At 55.3% G+C, this 17,872-nt stretch carries 17 protein-coding genes and 1 tRNA gene; 12 read left to right on the top strand and 6 right to left on the bottom strand.

The genetic code is table 11. From position 1 onward, the window contains the following. Positions 1-54 precede the first annotated feature (54 nt). Both WA922_RS10755 and WA922_RS10750 read left to right on the top strand, forming a co-directional pair. On the top strand, positions 55-1,368 hold the full coding sequence (locus tag WA922_RS10755) for a FecR domain-containing protein (protein ID WP_424771699.1): 1,314 nt from the start codon (positions 55-57) through the stop codon (positions 1,366-1,368). Positions 1,369-1,435: 67 nt separating this feature from the next. Continuing rightward, entirely contained in the window at positions 1,436-3,658 is a 2,223-nt protein-coding gene (locus tag WA922_RS10750; RefSeq protein ID WP_424771698.1) for a CHASE2 domain-containing protein, read from the top strand. Positions 3,659-3,663: 5 nt separating this feature from the next. Here the strand turns inward: WA922_RS10750 and WA922_RS10745 are convergent, their stop codons facing one another. From WA922_RS10745 to WA922_RS10735, 3 genes are all read right to left on the bottom strand, one after another. Continuing rightward, complete coding sequence (locus tag WA922_RS10745; RefSeq protein ID WP_424771697.1) at positions 3,664-4,227, bottom strand: hypothetical protein; 564 nt, start codon at positions 4,225-4,227, stop codon at positions 3,664-3,666. Between the two features lie 23 nt (positions 4,228-4,250). Further along, on the bottom strand, positions 4,251-4,955 hold the full coding sequence (locus tag WA922_RS10740) for a response regulator transcription factor (RefSeq protein WP_424771696.1): 705 nt from the start codon (positions 4,953-4,955) through the stop codon (positions 4,251-4,253). Positions 4,956-5,184: 229 nt separating this feature from the next. Beyond that, positions 5,185-5,274, bottom strand: a tRNA-Ser gene (locus tag WA922_RS10735). Positions 5,275-5,403: 129 nt separating this feature from the next. Between WA922_RS10735 and WA922_RS10730 the strand changes: the two genes are divergently transcribed. The 10 genes from WA922_RS10730 to mazG all read left to right on the top strand — a co-directional run bounded on the left by WA922_RS10730 (position 5,404) and on the right by mazG (position 14,435). Next, positions 5,404-6,423 carry a lytic murein transglycosylase gene (locus WA922_RS10730; RefSeq protein ID WP_424771695.1) on the top strand — a complete coding sequence of 340 codons (1,020 nt, stop codon included), beginning with the start codon at positions 5,404-5,406 and terminating at the stop codon, positions 6,421-6,423. Next, entirely contained in the window at positions 6,407-7,513 is a 1,107-nt protein-coding gene (locus WA922_RS10725) for an SPOR domain-containing protein (RefSeq protein WP_424771694.1), read from the top strand. Before WA922_RS10730 ends, WA922_RS10725 begins: the two co-directional genes overlap by 17 nt. Before the next feature lie 27 nt (positions 7,514-7,540). Continuing rightward, positions 7,541-8,725, top strand: coding sequence for a D-alanyl-D-alanine carboxypeptidase family protein (locus tag WA922_RS10720; RefSeq protein WP_424771693.1), 1,185 nt, complete (start codon positions 7,541-7,543; stop codon positions 8,723-8,725). Continuing rightward, positions 8,722-9,354, top strand: coding sequence for a dTMP kinase (gene tmk / locus WA922_RS10715; RefSeq protein WP_424771692.1), 633 nt, complete (start codon positions 8,722-8,724; stop codon positions 9,352-9,354). The genes WA922_RS10720 and tmk overlap by 4 nt, the downstream gene beginning before the upstream one ends. Beyond that, positions 9,351-10,313 (top strand): DNA polymerase III subunit delta', encoded by a 963-nt coding sequence (locus WA922_RS10710; protein ID WP_424771691.1) that lies wholly within the window; start codon positions 9,351-9,353, stop codon positions 10,311-10,313. The genes tmk and WA922_RS10710 overlap by 4 nt, the downstream gene beginning before the upstream one ends. After that, the gene (gene metG / locus WA922_RS10705) at positions 10,306-11,868 is read left to right on the top strand and encodes a methionine--tRNA ligase (RefSeq protein WP_424771690.1); all 1,563 of its coding nucleotides are present in this window, start codon (positions 10,306-10,308) and stop codon (positions 11,866-11,868) included. Before WA922_RS10710 ends, metG begins: the two co-directional genes overlap by 8 nt. Next, positions 11,868-12,644, top strand: coding sequence for a TatD family hydrolase (locus WA922_RS10700; protein ID WP_424771786.1), 777 nt, complete (start codon positions 11,868-11,870; stop codon positions 12,642-12,644). The genes metG and WA922_RS10700 overlap by 1 nt, the downstream gene beginning before the upstream one ends. Further along, positions 12,641-13,408 (top strand): MBL fold metallo-hydrolase, encoded by a 768-nt coding sequence (locus tag WA922_RS10695; protein ID WP_424771689.1) that lies wholly within the window; start codon positions 12,641-12,643, stop codon positions 13,406-13,408. The genes WA922_RS10700 and WA922_RS10695 overlap by 4 nt, the downstream gene beginning before the upstream one ends. After that, a complete protein-coding gene (locus WA922_RS10690; RefSeq protein ID WP_424771688.1) occupies positions 13,405-13,572 on the top strand; it encodes a hypothetical protein in 168 nt (55 codons plus the stop codon). Before WA922_RS10695 ends, WA922_RS10690 begins: the two co-directional genes overlap by 4 nt. A 68-nt stretch (positions 13,573-13,640) precedes the next feature. Next, complete coding sequence (gene mazG / locus WA922_RS10685; protein WP_424771687.1) at positions 13,641-14,435, top strand: nucleoside triphosphate pyrophosphohydrolase; 795 nt, start codon at positions 13,641-13,643, stop codon at positions 14,433-14,435. Here mazG and hflX read toward each other — a convergent pair. The 3 genes from hflX to WA922_RS10670 all read right to left on the bottom strand — a co-directional run bounded on the left by hflX (position 14,419) and on the right by WA922_RS10670 (position 17,841). Continuing rightward, positions 14,419-15,744 carry a GTPase HflX gene (gene hflX, locus WA922_RS10680; RefSeq protein WP_424771686.1) on the bottom strand — a complete coding sequence of 442 codons (1,326 nt, stop codon included), beginning with the start codon at positions 15,742-15,744 and terminating at the stop codon, positions 14,419-14,421. The two genes, mazG and hflX, sit on opposite strands and share 17 nt — an antisense overlap. 17 nt (positions 15,745-15,761) lie before the next feature. Beyond that, the gene (gene hfq / locus WA922_RS10675) at positions 15,762-16,301 is read right to left on the bottom strand and encodes an RNA chaperone Hfq (protein WP_424771685.1); all 540 of its coding nucleotides are present in this window, start codon (positions 16,299-16,301) and stop codon (positions 15,762-15,764) included. A gap of 157 nt (positions 16,302-16,458) precedes the next feature. Further along, entirely contained in the window at positions 16,459-17,841 is a 1,383-nt protein-coding gene (locus WA922_RS10670; RefSeq protein WP_424771684.1) for a sigma-54-dependent transcriptional regulator, read from the bottom strand. Positions 17,842-17,872 lie beyond the last annotated feature (31 nt).

Genomic DNA, 17,872 nt, shown 5'->3' with positions numbered 1-17,872 from the left:
ACTGCTTCAGTGACGGATGTGTGAAGACACATTCCGTTTTCGGGGGACCAGCGCATGATTAATCGACCATATTTCACAATAGCGGCTGCATTTGCAGCACTGCTGGGGATATTTCATGCCTCTCCGGCTCTGGCTGATGATGACGGCGTCATCACCTACCGCGTCGCGCAGGGCGATACGCTTATTGGCCTCGCCAGCAAATATATGCTGGATGAGCGTTCAGTTGAGATTGTTCGCCAATTGAACCGTGTCGACCATCCCACGAAAATGCAGACAGGGACCATGCTCCGCATCCCTCGGGCGCAGTTACGCAGCGTGCCGGTGTTGCTGCGTGTGCAAAATGCAACCGGGCCGGTGACATTGATCACAGGCGGTGCGCGTGCGCCCGCGCTGCGCGGCGCTACTGTAAAACAAGGCATGGAAATCGAAACTGGACGCAAAGGCTTTGTTGCATTGGTTGGCACGCGCGGTGCGTTGGTGACGTTGCCATCGCGTTCACATGCCAGGCTGCGCAGCGCCAAGCGGTATGTGATCAATAATGCTCTGGATATTGATTTCGAGATAATTAGCGGACGCAGCTCCATTCGCGCACCGAAGTTGCGCAGCCAGGAACGCTTCCGCACACGGACCCCAGTTGCTGTATCAGCAGTCCGCGGAACGGAGTTTCGCGTGGGGTTCGACCCGGATACGGCACTTGCCACGACCGAAGTAGTGGAAGGGGCAGTGGTTATATCGGATGATGCGGCACAGGCGACAGCGCCGGCCGGTTTTGGCGTAACCGCAAATCCCTTAGGCGTAAAACAGCCCGAGGCTTTACTTCCTCCCCCGGCGATGGAATCCCCCTCGCGTCTGCAAACGTCAAAACTGACTGAATTCACCGTGGTCCCAATGTCCGGCGCGACAGCCTATCGCATGCAGATCGGGGCCGACGCAGGCTTTGTCGAAATTGTCGATGAACAATTGATTCAATCATCAACGGCGCAATTTACCGATCTGGCCAATGGGCGGTATTTTGTCCGCACAAGTGCTGTCGCCGAAAGCGGTCTAGAGGGCCTTTCGCAAGTGCACTCGTTCCGCCGCCAGCAACTTGGCGTGAGCGCACATGTGGAAAAATCCGCTTTGGCAAATGGCTTCAAGTTTGCATGGGCCGGCGAAGCTGAGGGTGATGTTCTGTACGCGTTCCAGCTATGGGATACACGGGCGCCGCATGCTCTTCTGGTCGATGAATTGGGTATGCAAGGCACGTCGATGGTGTTGACCGATTTGGACACCGGCAAATATGCGTGGCGCGTAGCAGCCTTGCAGATGCAAGACGAAGGTCTGGTAAAAATATGGTCTGATCCGCAGACCCTTTCGGTGGATGACTGATCAATCGTCTGATATATCTCTGTTACCGTTTTCACCCATTGGGTGTGCTGGTGTCTAGGGGGGCGAATTGCGCGGCAGATTGATCGCCGAATGGCTGACATTGCTGGCTTTTGCCTGCATGTTTGCCGCGTGGTCAGTGACCAGCGGATTGTCGAACCGCATTGATTATGCCCTGCTCGACTTAAGCAGCGCGCTGCTCGATCGGCCCGCCAATACTGACATCACCATTATTGAGATTGACGACGGCAGTCTTGACGCGGTTGGCAGCTGGCCGTGGCCCAGGACAACACATGCGCAGCTTATTGAGCGGTTGAGTCTCGCAGGTGCAAGATTTATCGTGATGGACGTACTGTTCTTCGAACAAACCAATCGGGCACAGGACGATGCGCTGGCCAAAGCGATGCGCGAATCCGGCTCCGTAATTTTGCCGGTGAGCTTTACCGTCGCACGCGACGGGTCGGATCGCCGCGTCACGCTGGAGCCGGTCAAACAGTTTGCAGATGCTGCGAAGACAATGGGCCACGTGGCGCTCGAATTTGAGCCCGACGGAATTTTCAGACGCAGCCAATTGCAATTGGAAGCCGAAGATACCGGCAAGACCATTCCGCATATGATGGTCGCCACTTACCGTGCCGCGTTCAACAAACCGCCTCCGCAGATCGCAGCCCAAGGGGCAAGCACCAATTGGCCCTTGATAAAATTGCAGCAACCAGGCCATTTTTCCGCCATTCCTGCCCATGCGATCCTAGAGGGATCAATAGACACGGATTTCATTAAGGATCAGATCGTTCTGGTGGGCGCCACTGCACAGGGGCTCGGCGATTCCTATCCCGTCCCATCGCAGGCGGGTAGCATCATGAGCGGCGTTGAAATTCAGGCAAATCTGCTCGACACTCTGATCGCAGGAGATTTTATCGCGCATGCCAGCATGCGCACGACCGTCGGTTTTACATTGGCTATCATCCTGGTGCTGTTCTGGGCGTTTTGGAAATTGCCCCCGCAATGGACTTTGATACTCACGCTGGCTTTGGCGCTGACCTTGCTGGCTGCCACTGTACTCGGGGCTGCTGTTGCAGGGTGGTGGCTTCCGCCTGGCTCTGCATTGCTTGCGATTATTATTTCCTACCCGCTATGGGGTTGGCGGCGGCTTGCTTCCGTTAGTGCCTTTCTGGATCGTCAGGCTTACACACTCGCCGGTGTCAGCCCGCGCATCTCTGACCGCAGCGGTGGCGGGTTTGATTTTGTCGCACGCCAGGTTGACCGGATGCGCAAGCTGTTGAGTGAATTCAGCGAGCGATTTGCGTTCATCAGAAATGTAATCGAAGCTGCACCCGATGCCATCATCGTGCTGGATGACAGCGGCATAGTCACGATGAAAAATCAGCGCGCTGCCGATCTGTTCGGACCGGAGGAAGATTTCGAATATCTTCCTGAATTGCTCGCGAAATACGATGCTGTGATCGTTGCGGGCAAGGACGAGCTGAAACTGCAGGATGGCCGCAGTTTTTTGATTGCTAAGAGTCCTCTCAACCTTTCCCACGACGGACCGGATGAAGCCGCCGGGGGCCGGCCGGGACAAATCATGGTCCTGCGCAATGTGACTGACCTGAAACGCAAGGAAGCAGAACGTCAGGAAATGCTGGAATTCCTGTCGCATGATATGCGGACCCCCCAGGTCGCCATCATCGGTTTGTCCAAGAAGGAGGCTTCAGTCTCCTCTACAAATGAGCGTTTTAACCGGATCAAGCTTCAGGCAGAACGCACTCTGAAACTGGCGGATGATTTCGTCCAGCTCGCACGCTTGTCAGAGGCGCCAGTCGAGAAAGAGGACATTGATTTATGCGCCCTGGTAACCGAAGCGGCAGACCGCGCATATCCGGCGGCCAAGCGCGAAGCGATCGAGATCATCCAGCAAATCCCCGCAGATCCCATTTTCATTTTTGCGGATCCATCCCTGCTCGCACGTGTCTTGGATAACCTCATCGGCAATGCCCTGAAATTCTCCCCCGCAAATACTGCAATCACATTGTCGCTCAGCGATGCCGACAACACAAGTGATCGGGTTACGCTGAGTGTTGCGGATGAGGGGCCAGGTCTGTCTGAGGAGCGTATGCAAAATCCATTTGCCCGGTTCGGTGCGCATGATGCGAGTGCAGGGCCAAGTGTCGGCCTGGGATTAGCATTCGTGGACATGGCGGTGAAAGGTCATAGCGGGACTATCACTGTCAAATCTGATATTGGCAAAGGCACGAAATTTATAATCAGCCTGCCTGCTGAAGCCGGCGCTTAACCCTGTCAGCGGTGCTGTGCGTCCTTAACGAGCGCCGCGGCCATCTCCTCAATGCTGGTAACCGACACATCGCAAAGATTGATCTCACGAATACCGCGATAACTCAGTGCGCCGCTTGCCCGATCAAATATGACAAGGGTAGCGCGTAGGCGTTGCGGGCCGCACTTTTGCAAGAATTGATTATCACGCGGAATAGAAACGTAATCAATCTCCCCGGCTGCCTTGCCATCCGCATCGTCGCGCGCGAGGCCGATTTCTGCCGGACGCGCTGAAATCGAATAGTCGACGACAAAAGAACCCGCTTCTGTTTGCGCAATGCCATAGGATGAAAAGTGCCGTTCGAGCGCGGCTCTGAACTGCGATTGGGTTTGGGTTTCGGACGCTCCGACCAGCGTAACCGTGCTGGTTCGCGCTATTCCTGTACCAGTGCGTTCGATCACCGGGGCACTGTTGATGCTGCATGCTTGCAAGGAAATCATCATCATACCCAAGACAGCAGAACGAATCTTTGCCCGCCAAGCGAGAGAGCCCATACCTTTACGCGTCAGGCATAATTCGTGATGGTCCATTAGGCTTCCCTGCCTGATTGCGCTTATTCCTCCGGTTCAAGATAGGTATCCATGCGATACCCGAACCCGAACACGGTTTGAATGACAAACCCGTTTTCCGGGTTTAATGCAAGTTTAGAACGCACGCGGGAAATATGCATATCAAGCGTACGGGTCGCGATATCCTCTGACGTGCCCCATACTTGGGAAAAAAGATAACCACGCGATAGCGGGCGGTTCACATTGTCAAAGAACAACGCGCCAAGCTGGAATTCTTTCGCAGTCAGTTTGATTTCTTCACCATCAACCAGGAATTTATTCTCCAGATTGTCGATCCGAAATTTTCCGTAATCTTTGAAACGTTCCTTAGTCGGCTGCCGCTGGCCACGGCGTGCGGCGGCTTCGATCCGGGCGAGAATCACCGCGCTATTCTCCGGCTTTATCACATAGTCACAGGCGCCTGTTTCCAGGCCCCGGATGATATCACTTTTGCTGCTGCGGCTCGTCAACATGATAAACGGAGGAGGGCTGTCAATATTCTGTTGGGCCCAGCCCAACACTTCAATACCGGTTGCCCCGGGCATGCTCCAATCCAGCATGACAACATCAAATGTTTCGCGTTTAATGGCATTGAGAACGTCTTTGCCATTTCTATAGGCGATACATTCATGACCGGCCCCGACCAGGACAGTTTCGACCTGGCTGAGAATTTCCTGATCATCATCAGCGATTGCGACCCGAATAGGCATTATGTAAATCTCCTGCGTGCCGGCTGCAAAGGTGTGTGCTACGAAAAGCCGACCAGTGAATTTTACATTTAACCGGCAGAATGATCGTGTCCAAGCGTTTGTAACATCGCGTTACAAGTATTTACGCACTCATCGCGCTGGAAAACGGGGAGATATATTATCTACCTCACCAGCTGAATAGGTAATAATACTCCTAAGCAGGCGATCGATAGAATACAGGAAAGAGTAATGGCGGACAGGGTGGGATTCGAACCCACGGTACGCTTACACGCACGCCGGTTTTCAAGACCGGTGCATTCGACCACTCTGCCACCTGTCCGCTCGCCAAGCGCGCTAGCGATACATTTGCGGCCTGTCACTAGGCTTTTTGCCGATCATCTGATCGGCTTTCCCCATCGTATTGGCGATTATGGCTTGAAGATATCGGCGGTTGTGACACGGCATGGCAATGAACTTCAAACCATTACTCGCCGCCGCTGCCGCCATGCTGGTTATGTCGCCCGCTACACCCGCGCAATCGCAGGATATGTCCTTCGATGCCTATGTTCAGCTCATCTCGGCCAAGGCACGGGCCGAGGGAGTAAGCGAGAGTACCATCGCCCGTATGACCGCTGGCCTGACCCCGAATGACCGCGTGATCCGGCTGGATCGCGGTCAGCCCGGATCGCCGACACGCACGGGATATCCTGCCTTGGCGCCCTACATTGATACCCATGTGAACCCCACACGTATCCGGCGTGGCCGCGAAATGCACAGCGCAACCCGAAGCATCCACCAGCGGGTCGAGCAACAATACGGAGTGCCAAGCGAAATTCTTATGGCAATCTGGGGCCACGAAACGAACTATGGCAGCTTCAAGGGCAATTTCGATCTATCACGGTCGCTCGCAACTCTCGCTTGGGAGGGGCGCCGTCGTGACTTGTTTGAAAGCGAATGGATAGCGTTGCTGCAGGTCGCAGATAAAGGATATTCGCGATCGGATCTGGTTGGGAGTTGGGCGGGGGCCTTTGGTAATCCGCAATTTCTGCCGAGCGTGTATCTGCGCCTGGCAACTGATGGCGACGGTGATGGCCGGGCGGATATTTTCAACAATCGCGCAGATACATTGGCTTCGATTGCCAAATATTTTCAGGATTCCGGTTGGCGCACCGGACAGCCGTGGGGAGTGCGCGCCTCAGTCCCTGATTCGCTTGACCGCGCTGCCATAGAACACAAAATCATTTCTCCGGTCTGTCCCCGTGTTCACGAACGCCACAGCCAGTGGAAAACGATAGCAGAATGGCGTAAGTTGGGGGTTCGCCCCCAGCGATATCTGGCTGATGATGTGCTGACATCCTTCTTCCAACCCGATGGAATTGGAAAACCTGCCTGGCTTTTAACCTCAAATTATAGGGTTATCCTCGAATATAACTGCTCGAATTACTATGCCATGAGTGTGGGATTGCTTGCAGATGAGATTGCCAACTGACCTTCGTTTCCCTGTTCCTGCCCGTTTCGGGGTGCTGGGCCTAGCTGCGCTTCTGGCGTCATGCGGCGGTACCCCCGGAGATGGCTCTGGAGTGGCCAGTGCCGCATCTGTATCGCCGCAGACCACGGCTTTCGGGCCGGAAGCTGATTTTCCAGTAGTGATCGGCCAGCCATTCACCGTAGATGGACAGCTCTATACACCTTCTGACACTCTGAATTACGATCAGGTGGGGTATGCATCAACCGATTCCGATAACGCGATGGGCGTAACCGCGTCCCATAAGACGTTACCCTTGCCAAGCTATATCGAAGTCACATCGCTGGATAGCGGTAAAACCATACTTGTCCGGGTGGAACGGCGCGGGCCGATGACCAGCCAGCGTCTGGTCGGTCTGTCGCCAGCGGCGCAAACGGAGCTTGGGATCAGCGCGGGCAGCCCGGTTCGCATACGGCGCGTCAATGCGCCCGAGGCAGACCGCGCAAAGCTGCGCATGGGGCAGGCCGCTTCACCTCGTATTGAAACACCGGCCTCGCTGGTCGCGATCCTGAAACGCAAACTACCGGAAAGCGGCTCTGTCAGCCTCGCACAATCCGGCGCCGCAGCCAGCGCGTCCATTGCCCGGCAATCGCCCGCCGCAGTCGCGGGCGGTGCAGTACCATCAGCGCCTGCACAACAGGCCAGTTCGGCATTCGCCGATAAATTTGCGGGTGCGCGCGCGGCCACTCGAACATATCCGCTGCCCCCGCTTGCCGGAGTGCGTCAGGCAGCAACACCTGCTCGCGTAGTATCCGGCGCGGCCACCGCGCAGCCGGCATCAACACCATCGTTTGTCGCCGCAGCTGGCACGTCGGGCTCCCCGGCGCCCTCAACTGGTAAAGTTGAAGATGGATTCGTCGTGCAGGCTGCTGCCTTCTCGAGCAAATCAAACGCCGACCGCGTGGCCAACAGTATCGATGGCTTCGTTGAGAAATCGGGCCGTTTCTATCGCGTTCGCAAGGGGCCTTTTGCCAATCGTGGACAGGCTGAAGCCGCTCTCGCAAAGGTACGCGAAGCGGGCTATAACGACGCGCGCGTCTTTTCCGCAGGATAGACGGCAGGCCACTGCCTGCCGGCAGGAGTGGCTTTGAAACACCCGTTAAAAATATACCGGCTGGCCTCGCTGGGCGCTGTCGTCGCGTCGGGGGTATTGCTGCTCGGCGCTGCTTCCGCGGTTGAACCATCCGATGGCGACTTTGGCGGCCAGGCCCCTGTTATGCTGCTGGTTGACGTAGAGTCCGGCCAGACCCTTCTGGCGCAGAATGCTGACCGCCGCTTTATTCCGGCATCGATTACCAAAGTCATGAGTGCCTTCGTCGCCTTTGAAATGCTGGACGCCGGTAAAATCAGCCTCACGCAGGAATTCGTCTTTAGCGATCTGGCCGCAGAAAAATGGTATCGCACCGGCTCAACCATGTTTCTCGAACCAGGCGAGACTGTTACGGTTGACGCGTTATTGAAAGGCATCACGTCCGTTTCAGCCAATGATGCAAGCATTGTCTTGGCCGAAGGAGCGGCAGGATCCGTAGCCGGATGGACAGCCTTGATGAATGCAACGGCGCAGAGCCTGGGAATGCGGAACAGCCATTTTGCGACCCCGAATGGTTGGCCCGATGACGGCCGTACCTTCACCACTGCACGCGATCTGGAAATTCTAGCCAGAGCGATGATCGCGCGGCATCCCGGGCGTTATGCAGCGTATTTTGGAAAGCCCGGTTTTCGTCATAATGGATATTCGCAAGCGAACCATGATCCGATATCCGGCGTGATTGCAGGCGCGGATGGTATCAAGACGGGGTATACCAATCAGGCGGGACACGGGTTTTTGGGCAGCGCAAAGCGTGACGGTACACGTCTGATCATGGTACTGGGCGGAATCGATGCCGAGCCAGATCGTGCACGAATGGCGCGGCAAATCATTGAATGGGGCTTTACCGGTTTTGAGCGGCGATTGCTGTTTTCCGCAGGCAGCAATGTCGCTTTGGCCAAAGTTCAGGATGGAGAGGAGGATACGGTTCAACTGATGGCACCTGGCGCGATAAATGTCGTGACCCCGGCTGGATATGGGGGTCCGGTCAATCTGAAACTCATCTATAACGGGCCCTTGAAATCACCCGTCCAACAAGGCGAAGGCGTAGCGGAGCTGGAGATAATGGTCAGCGGGCTGCCGCCAGCGCGTGTACCGCTGATTGCGCAGGAAACAGTGCGTAAGGCCGGGCCGATGCACCGCATCAATAACGCATTTCAGAGCTGGATCGGCAGATGACCGGCAGATTCATTGTGTTTGAAGGCGGGGAAGGAACCGGGAAATCCACTCAGGTTCGATTGCTGACCGAAACGTTGGACACGCGCGGTATTGCCAGCGTGGTGACCCGCGAACCAGGGGGTACAGCTGGCGCAGAAGCGATTCGCTCGCTCTTGCTTAATCCGCCCGGTGAGGGGTGGGGGCCGCAGGCCGAGGCGATGCTGTTCGCGGCGGCACGCTCGGACCATATTAACAAGCTCATCAAACCTGCGGTCGCAGAGGGGAAGTGGGTACTGTGCGACCGCTATCTCGATTCAAGCCGCGCCTATCAAGGTGGTGCGGGTGCGGTCGGTGATGACGCTATCCTGACCCTCCACGATATTGGCAGCGAGGGGCTGCTCCCTGATCTGACACTGCTGATTGATGTGCCCGCAGATCAGGTTGCAGCGCGGTTGAAAAAACGGGACGGGGATGTCTCTGATGCCATTGGTGGACGCGATGCCGCCTATCATGCCGCCGTCAATCGCACATTTCGCAAAATTGCCGAAGCAGAGCCCGACCGGTTTCGGATTATTGATGGCCAGGGCAGCATAGAAGAGGTTCACCAGAAAGTGCGTGATGCCATTGATAGTTGGACTGATTTTGAATGACCGAATTTTACGGCCATCAAGAACCGTGGAAGCAATGGCATGCGGCATTGGCAGGCGAAAAAATGCATCATGCATGGATGCTGGCCGGCAAACGCGGCGTCGGGAAAACGCATTTTGCTGTTGAGGCAGCAAAGCTGTTGGTTGCGGAACCAGCAGCGACGGCGCCGGACAATCATCCTGACATAGTCATTCTCAACCGATTACCTAAAGATGATAAGGAAGAGAAAAAGCGCGCTGACGGCAAACCATTCGACACCAAACGCAATATCTCCGTTGCGCAAATCCGTGAGATGCAACAACGCCTGACGACACGGCCAACATTGGGGCCACGCCGCGCGATCATTATCGATCCATCGGATGATCTGGAGAAAGGCGCATCCAACGCTTTATTGAAAAGCCTTGAGGAGCCGCCGATCGGAACATTTTTCATTCTCGTCACACACCGGCCAGCACGATTGCTGCCTACCATCCGTTCAAGGTGCCGGATTGTGCGGTTTCCTGATGTCGCCATTGACGATCTCGACCGGCTGCTCAGCCATAAAGTGCCTGATGCCGATATCGCCACGCGCCAGGCCGCAATTATGGCGGCAGCAGGGTCTCCTGGTATTGCGCTGGAATTTGTTGAGCGCGATCTGGGCCGCATGTTTACCATCATGCAGCGGATCATGGCTGAAGGCGACAGCGACTTCATGCTTCGCGGGCAGTTGACCGATTCCCTCGGCGCGCGTCCGGCCCGCGAGAAAATTCTTGCCGCCATCGATCTGGCACGGTCGGTGGTATGCAGCGCACTCTCTTCAGCAAACCGGGCTGATTATCCAGCAATCGTGGATGCGCATGCAGAACTGGTTGCATTGGCCGGGCAGGCGCCGACGTATAATTTCGATCCCGGCTTGCTCATCGCCGAAACCGGAAGCTTGCTTGCCGCCGCCGCCGGACCTAGGGACCGCGGCCATGTCTGAGCCATATTATATCACCACCGCAATCAGCTATCCCAATGGCAAGCCGCATATTGGCCATGCTTACGAGGCGATTGCCGCTGATGTCATCGCCCGCTTCCAACGCGCACAAGGCCGCACGGTTCGTTTCCAAACCGGCACCGACGAGCATGGGCTGAAAATGGCGCGCAAAGCCGAGGAGCAGGGCAGAACGGCGCGCGAATTGGCGGATGAAATGTCCGGCTATTTTCAGGACATGTGCAGCGCGCTCAACATCAGCCATGACCGGTTTATCCGCACGGTGGAGAGCGACCACCACCGCGCCAGCCAAGCATTATGGCAGGCTATGGAAGCCAACGGGGATCTGTATCTTGACCGCTATGAAGGGTGGTATTCGGTCCGCGACGAAGCCTATTACGATGCGAAGGAACTGACCGAAGGCGAGGGCGGGGAGAAGCTATCGCCGCAGGGCACACCTGTGGAATGGACTGTGGAGGAAAGCTGGTTTTTCCGACTATCGAAATACCAAGATGCTCTACTGGACTTGTACGCTCGTGCGCCTGAATTTCTGCAACCCGATAGCCGCCGTAATGAAATGATCGCATTTGTATCCGGGGGTCTGAAAGATCTGTCTATATCGCGGACCAGTTTCAATTGGGGGGTTCCGGTTCCCGGCAGTGACAATCATGTGATGTATGTCTGGGTGGACGCTTTGACGAATTATCTGACCGGTTTGGGCTATCCCGAACATACTGCAGAAATGAAAAGCTTCTGGCCTGCAGATTTGCATCTGATCGGCAAGGATATCGTCCGCTTTCACGCGGTCTACTGGCCTGCATTCCTGATGAGCGCCCAATTGCCACTGCCCAAAAGAGTTTTTGGCCACGGGTTCCTGCTCAATCGCGGGCAGAAGGAATCCAAATCACTCGGCAACGTGACCGATCCGGTCGCCTTGTCAGACGCTTATGGTGTGGACTCCTTACGCTATTTCCTGATGCGTGAGGTCGCGTTCGGGCAGGATGGCAGCTATTCTCCCGAAGCGATCGTTACGCGGTGTAATGCAGAACTTGCGAATAGCTTCGGAAATCTTGCGCAGCGCACTTTGTCAATGATTTTCAAGAACATGGATGGTGCTGTAACTGCTGATTACACCAGTAACCCGGACGACGAGGCGCTGGCAGAAGACGTCGTAAACGCATGCCGATTACTGCAAGCGTCGTTTGAGCGGCTCGCATTCAGCGATGGTTTGGACGCTTGGATCAAAGCGGTTTTCGCCTGTAATCAATATGTCGATGAGCAAGCCCCCTGGGCGCTTCGCAAGAATGATCCAGAGCGGATGGAAGCTGTTCTCATGACTCTCTTCAAGCAAGTGCACGCGCTGGCGATTGCTGTCCGTCCGGTGGTGCCAGCGTCCGCAGACCGGTTGCTCGATCAACTCGGGGCGGCAGCTGACCAGCGTGCCTATGCTAATTTGTCCGATCAGACATGGTTTGATAGGCTGATTGCAGACGGGTTCACGCTTGATAAGCCAGAAGGTGTTTTCCCGCGATTGGATATGACAGAAACGGACGCTGCATGATGTTGATCGATAGCCACTGCCATTTGGAGTATAAGGGGCTGATTGAGGACCAAAATGCGGTGCTTGATCGGGCGCGGCAGGCCGGAGTGGGGGGGTTCCTCAATATCTCGACCAAATTTAGCGAATGGGAACAAGTAGTTGCAACTGCAAATCGTGAAATCGACATATGGGCAAGCATTGGCATTCACCCACATGAGGCGGACCAGCATGCTGACCTGGACTTACATCTTCTTCGCGGGGCTGTGTCAGACCCTAACGTCATCGCGATCGGCGAGACCGGATTGGATTATTATTACGACAAGTCCGATCGCGGCGTGCAGCAACGGCTGTTTCGCGGTCATATCGAGGTTGCGCGCGAAACCGGATTGCCGGTGATTATTCACACCCGCGATGCGGAAGATGATACGGCCAGCATCTTGGAGGATGAATTGCGGAAGGGCGCGTTTCCTGCCCTGATCCATTGTTTTACCGCGTCTGCCGATTTTGGACGGAAGGTTCTGGACCTTGGTCTGACAATCTCTCTTTCGGGTATTGTCACGTTTAAGAATGCCAAGGAACTGCAGGAAATTGCAGCTGAACTTCCCGAGGATCGCATTTTGGTGGAAACCGATAGCCCGTTTCTCGCCCCTGTTCCGCATCGCGGCAAGGTGTGCGAACCGGCATTCGTGCAGGACACGGCTGAGTTTATCGCCAATCTGCGCGGTGTCGCGCCAGAAACTTTTGCTGAAACCACCACCAGAAATTTCTTCAATCTGTTTACGAAGGCTGCGGCATGAAGTTAATCATGCTCGGTTCGGGGACATCAACCGGGGTTCCTCGGATCGGCAATGATTGGGGCGAATGTGACCCGGATGAACCCAGAAATCGGCGCACGCGCGTATCGGTGATAGTCGAGAATGCAGCGGGATCGCGATTGCTGGTCGATACATCTACTGATTTGCGTCAGCAATTCCTCGCTAACAATATTTCTTCGATAGACGGCGTATTCTGGACGCATGATCATGCCGATCACTGCCACGGAATCGACGATCTGCGAGTCCTGCGTTTTGACCGGAAAGGCCCAATTCCCGGCTTTGGCTCTAGCGAAACCGTCCGTAGGTTACGCCAGCGTTTTGATTATATATTTGCCGGTCAATATGGATATCCAACCATTTGCAGCATCGATACGCTAGACCGGATACGGATGTGTGCCGGATTTGGTGTCAGATGGTGCCAGATGCCGCACGGACCGACAGAAAGTACCGCATTTCGATTTGACTCAGACGGTAAATCAATCGTTTACGCGACAGACTTCAGCGATGTGACCGACGACATGGTAGAGATGATGGGTGGCACGGATATCCTTGTGTCAGACTGCCTCAAGCGCACAAAACATCCGACCCACGCCAATCTCGACATGGCGCTCGATCTGGCCAGGCGCACTGGCGCAGCACAAACCGTACTAAGCCATCTGGACAAAACGATGGATTATGCGACCCTGACTGCCGAGTTGCCGGAAAATGTCCATGTCGGGTTTGACGGGTTGGAGCTCGTCGCATGAACCAGTTCGACGGGCTGAACAGTGTGTATCTCATCGCCTGTCTCATTCTCGCAGCCAGCGCATTGACCGGTTACAAACTCAATTGGAGGCGCGGGGTGATCTATCTGTTGATGTGGGGCTCCATATTTGTGCTGGTAACGATCTTCATCAGTGCGCTGATATAGCCCTCTGGCCTTTTATCTAAAGCCTTAATTTAACATAATATACATTATCATTCTTAAGGACTGCTGGAATGAGTGACCCCATGTCTCGCCTACTCTCCATTATGGCAACATTGCGTAACCCTTTAACAGGCTGCGACTGGGACAAAGCGCAAACTTTCAAAACGATAGCACCATATACTATCGAGGAAGCTTACGAAGTCTCCGATGCGATAGATCGCGGCGCAATGAACGAACTGCGCGAGGAGCTCGGCGATTTGCTGTTCCAGGTCGTGTTTCATTCTCAAATAGCGTGCGAACAAGGTGCGTTTGCATTTGCCGATGTCGCCGATGCCATTTCAGACAAGATGGAGCGCCGCCATCCGCATATTTTTGGGGATGGTAAAGGCGAAATGACCGAAGGCCGCTGGGAAGCATTGAAAGAAGCCGAACGGGCGCAGAAGGGATCAGATAGCGCGCTGGACGGTGTTGCGCATACCCTCCCCGCATTACTGCGTGCGGAGAAACTCCAAAAGCGGGCGGCCCGCACCGGATTTGACTGGCCAGACACGCACGGCCCCGCTGATAAAGTTCGTGAAGAGATGGCCGAGCTCGCCAATGCACCGATCGATGAGCGTGAAGAGGAAGCTGGCGATCTTTTATTCGCAGCGGTCAATTTGGTGCGCGCTTTCGGTATTGCTCCCGAAACTGCGCTTAAAAATGCCAACCGCAAATTCGAACGCCGGTTTCGTGCGATGGAAACGAAGACAGACGGCGCTTTTGCGACGCTTGATACTGGCCAGAAGGAGGCCCTATGGGTTGCTGTAAAACGGGATGAGAAAAGCGCCCAGGCGCCACCGAACCGTGATCCTAATTCAGGCTCGTAAACCGTCCAAATTCCTTGGGAGTTAGCCGCACGGTCACCGCCCGCAATGGCCCATTGTCACCTTCACCCCCGTCATCTTCAGCAACCACATTTCCATGAGAATGCAGCCAAGCAATTTTCTGCCCTTCACTTGCAGGAATAAGCAGTTGATGCTCAATAGCGCCTTCTGTCAGCAACCGACCCATTTCGATCGCAAATGCTTCAACGCCCTCGCCTGTTTCAGCTGAAAGCGGTAGAATATCTGGATGAGATAGTGCCACTGCGCTCAGCTCCTCTGCGACATCTTCGCTCAGCAAATCCCATTTGTTCCACGCTTCAATGATAGGAATGTCGGAGGTTCCATCCTCGCCGTCCAGTACGCCCAAATCGGTGAGAACGCCAAGCACCTGCGCCTTTTGCGCCGCCGCGGAAGGGTTCGACATATCACGCACATGGACAATTACATCTGCCGCAGTGACCTCTTCCAATGTCGCACGGAACGCCGCAACGAGCTGCGTTGGAAGGTCAGAGATGAACCCCACAGTATCTGACAGTATGGCCTTTTCCACCCCTGGTAATCGAACAGCCCGCATTGTTGGATCCAATGTGGCAAAGAGTAAATTCTCTGCCATGACTTCGGCCCCGGTGAGCCTGTTGAACAGTGTCGACTTACCTGCATTGGTATAACCAACCAGCGCAATTATCGGCCACGGTGCCCGCCCGCGCCTTTCACGATGGAGCGCCCGGGTACGGCGGACCTGTTCCAATTCTTTGCGCAAACGCGACATGCGCTGCCGGATCATCCGCCTGTCAGCCTCAATCTGAGTTTCGCCCGGTCCGCCCAGAAAACCGAAACCGCCGCGCTGCCGTTCCAGGTGAGTCCAACTGCGAACCAGACGGCTTTGCTGATAATCCAGATGCGCCAGTTCAACCTGCAAGCGCCCCTCAGCCGTGGCAGCGCGTTCGCCGAAAATCTCCAAGATCAGACCAGTACGGTCAATGACTTTGCGTTTGAGTTTTTCTTCAAGATTGCGTTGTTGTATAGGCGATAAAGCGCCGTCGACTATGATCAGCTCAGCGTCTTCCATAGCGGCCTGCGCGTCTTCCATAGCGGCCTGCGCGTCGATATTTGCGACTTGTCCTTCACCAAAAAGAGTATTTGGCTTCACATCGCGCACCGGGATTATGATGGCCTCTGCAACGACAATACCGATTGCCAAAGCAAGCCCGCAAGCTTCCTCCAGTCGTGCCGCCGCATCCAGATCATACACCAGTCGCTTGATGTCGGGACATACGACGATAGCCCGCGCACCGCGCGAGACTTCGCCCATCAAGTTATCATCGAAGCTCAGTCTTCGTCGCCTTCCCAATCGCCTGTCAGATCGACATGCTTGTCTGGCTGGATCGTCGAAACCGCGTGCTTGTAAGCAAGCTGGACGTATCCGTCGCGTTCCAGCAACATGCAAAACAGATCATATGCGGCAATCACGCCCTGCAGCATCACGCCATTCACCAGAAACATAGTCACGGGCGCTTCTTCTTCCCGAACGCTGGCCAAAAATACATCTTGCAGCAGACGTTGTTTACGGTTGCTATCCTGGCTCGAAAACGCACGCGCATTTATCGGCTGGCTTGGCATGATGGTGGAAACGGCATGCTTGTACACCAGTTGCGACTGCCCATCACGGCGCAGCAGGATGGAAAAATTATCGAACCACGTCACAATACCCTGCAGCTTGACCCCCTTCACCAGAAACATGGTCACGGGCGCTTTGTCTTTTCTCAGCTGGTTCAAAAACGCATCCTGCAGATTGCCCGGCTTGACCACCATTTCCGGTTCCGGAGCCTTGGGGATTGCGCGTGCGGAAAGGGTACGTCCCTCTGCCATTTTAATCTCCATTATTGGTCGGCGACGCTAACGCCGACTAGCTGGCTGAATGCACCGCAGCGCATCAACCGAATTATCAAGTGACAAACTATGTTGTTAAGTGGCAGATTTCAATAAGAAATATTCCGCAGTTTTGTAACAAAAGATGCAGAGTGTCCTATGTGTCAGTATTAGCCTTGCGGTCGCCCATCCCCAGCAGTTTCAATTTGCGATGCAAGGCAGAGCGTTCCATTCCGATAAAACTCGCGGTCTTGGAGATATTGCCGGAGAATCTACGGATCTGGACGGTCAAATATTCGCGTTCAAAAGACTCGCGCGCATCACGCAGGGGCACCCCCATCAATGCAGAGACCCCGCCGTTCCCGCCCAATTTTCCGCCTGTTACTTCGCTCGGCAGCATAGCCGCCTCGACAGTCTCAAGTTCATCACGCGGGGTCAGAATGATGGTTCGTTCAACAACGTTGCGGAGCTGGCGGACATTACCGGGCCAATCATAGGCCTGCATCGCGGCCATTGCCTCTTCCGAAATTAACGGCGGAGCGATGCCCTGCTCCGCCGCGTGACGGGTGAAGAAATGATCCGCAATTGCAGGAATATCATCACGCCGTTCCGACAATGAGGGAACCTGCACCGGGACCACATTCAGGCGATAGAACAGATCTTCCCGAAAACTGGATTCCTCCATCGCCTGTTGCAAATTGCGCGCGCTGGAAGAGACTACGCGGACATCAACGCCAATCTGCCGTATTCCGCCCACTCTGACAAAGCTCTGATCTGTAAGCACGCGCAAAATACGTGCCTGGGTGGAAAGCGGCATATCCGCCACTTCATCAAGATACAGCGTGCCGCCATCGGCCATCTCCAGCAGGCCGGGCCGCACCAGCTTGCCGTTGCTTTCCTCCCCAAACAATTCCTGCTCAAAACGTTCAGGCGTAATCCGCGCCGAATTGACAATGACAAAGGCATTTTGCGCGCGTGGACTCCAGCTATGCAGAAGCCGCGCGGCAACCTCTTTACCAGCTCCGGCCGGGCCGGTGATCAATACGCGGCTGCCAGTGCCAGCAACACGTTTCAGCGTCGCGCGCACGTGATTGATTGCCGCCGAATTGCCGGTAAATTCCTCACCCAGTGCAAAGCCCTGCCGCAAGCGGTCATTTTCGCGGCGCAGGCGTTCTGTTTCGGTTGCCCGCTCGACGAGAAGCAACAGTCGCTCTGCTTCAAACGGCTTTTCGATGAAATCCATTGCGCCCCGGCTCACCGCCGATACCGCAGTGTCGATATTACCATGGCCAGAGAATATGATCACCGGCAGTTCCGGTTCGCGCTGCTTGATCGCGTCGAGCACTTCCAGCCCGTCCATCGGGCTGCCATGCAACCATACATCGAGCAGGACGAGACTTGGCCGCCGTTCATCAATCGCCGCAAGAGCCGAAGTGCTGTCACCGGCTGTGCGGCATTCATACCCCTCATCGCTCAGCACGCCTGAGACCAGATCGCGAATATCGCGCTCGTCATCCACTACAAGAATATCTAGCGCCATTGGGGCACATCCTTTCCGGCCAATGGCCGTG

It is taken from the genome of Pontixanthobacter sp., from assembly GCF_049682855.1.
Classification (GTDB): Bacteria; Pseudomonadota; Alphaproteobacteria; order Sphingomonadales; family Sphingomonadaceae; genus Pontixanthobacter.
Note: the sequence above shows the minus strand (reverse complement) of the source record. Positions and strands in the feature narration are given on the sequence as shown.

Excerpts from the sequence above, each read along its gene's own strand:
- metG (WP_424771690.1), top strand. The coding sequence starts at position 10,306 with ATGTCTGAGCCATATTATATCACCACCGCAATCAGCTATCCCAATGGC.
- WA922_RS10695 (WP_424771689.1), top strand. The coding sequence starts at position 12,641 with ATGAAGTTAATCATGCTCGGTTCGGGGACATCAACCGGGGTTCCTCGG.
- WA922_RS10755 (WP_424771699.1), top strand. The coding sequence starts at position 55 with ATGATTAATCGACCATATTTCACAATAGCGGCTGCATTTGCAGCACTG.
- WA922_RS10725 (WP_424771694.1), top strand. The coding sequence starts at position 6,407 with ATGAGATTGCCAACTGACCTTCGTTTCCCTGTTCCTGCCCGTTTCGGG.
- hfq (WP_424771685.1), bottom strand. The coding sequence starts at position 16,301 with ATGGCAGAGGGACGTACCCTTTCCGCACGCGCAATCCCCAAGGCTCCG.
- WA922_RS10740 (WP_424771696.1), bottom strand. The coding sequence starts at position 4,955 with ATGCCTATTCGGGTCGCAATCGCTGATGATGATCAGGAAATTCTCAGC.
- WA922_RS10670 (WP_424771684.1), bottom strand. The coding sequence starts at position 17,841 with ATGGCGCTAGATATTCTTGTAGTGGATGACGAGCGCGATATTCGCGAT.
- WA922_RS10690 (WP_424771688.1), top strand. The coding sequence starts at position 13,405 with ATGAACCAGTTCGACGGGCTGAACAGTGTGTATCTCATCGCCTGTCTC.
- WA922_RS10745 (WP_424771697.1), bottom strand. The coding sequence starts at position 4,227 with ATGGACCATCACGAATTATGCCTGACGCGTAAAGGTATGGGCTCTCTC.
- WA922_RS10730 (WP_424771695.1), top strand. The coding sequence starts at position 5,404 with ATGAACTTCAAACCATTACTCGCCGCCGCTGCCGCCATGCTGGTTATG.
- WA922_RS10710 (WP_424771691.1), top strand. The coding sequence starts at position 9,351 with ATGACCGAATTTTACGGCCATCAAGAACCGTGGAAGCAATGGCATGCG.
- mazG (WP_424771687.1), top strand. The coding sequence starts at position 13,641 with ATGAGTGACCCCATGTCTCGCCTACTCTCCATTATGGCAACATTGCGT.
- tmk (WP_424771692.1), top strand. The coding sequence starts at position 8,722 with ATGACCGGCAGATTCATTGTGTTTGAAGGCGGGGAAGGAACCGGGAAA.
- hflX (WP_424771686.1), bottom strand. The coding sequence starts at position 15,744 with ATGGGCGAAGTCTCGCGCGGTGCGCGGGCTATCGTCGTATGTCCCGAC.
- WA922_RS10700 (WP_424771786.1), top strand. The coding sequence starts at position 11,868 with ATGTTGATCGATAGCCACTGCCATTTGGAGTATAAGGGGCTGATTGAG.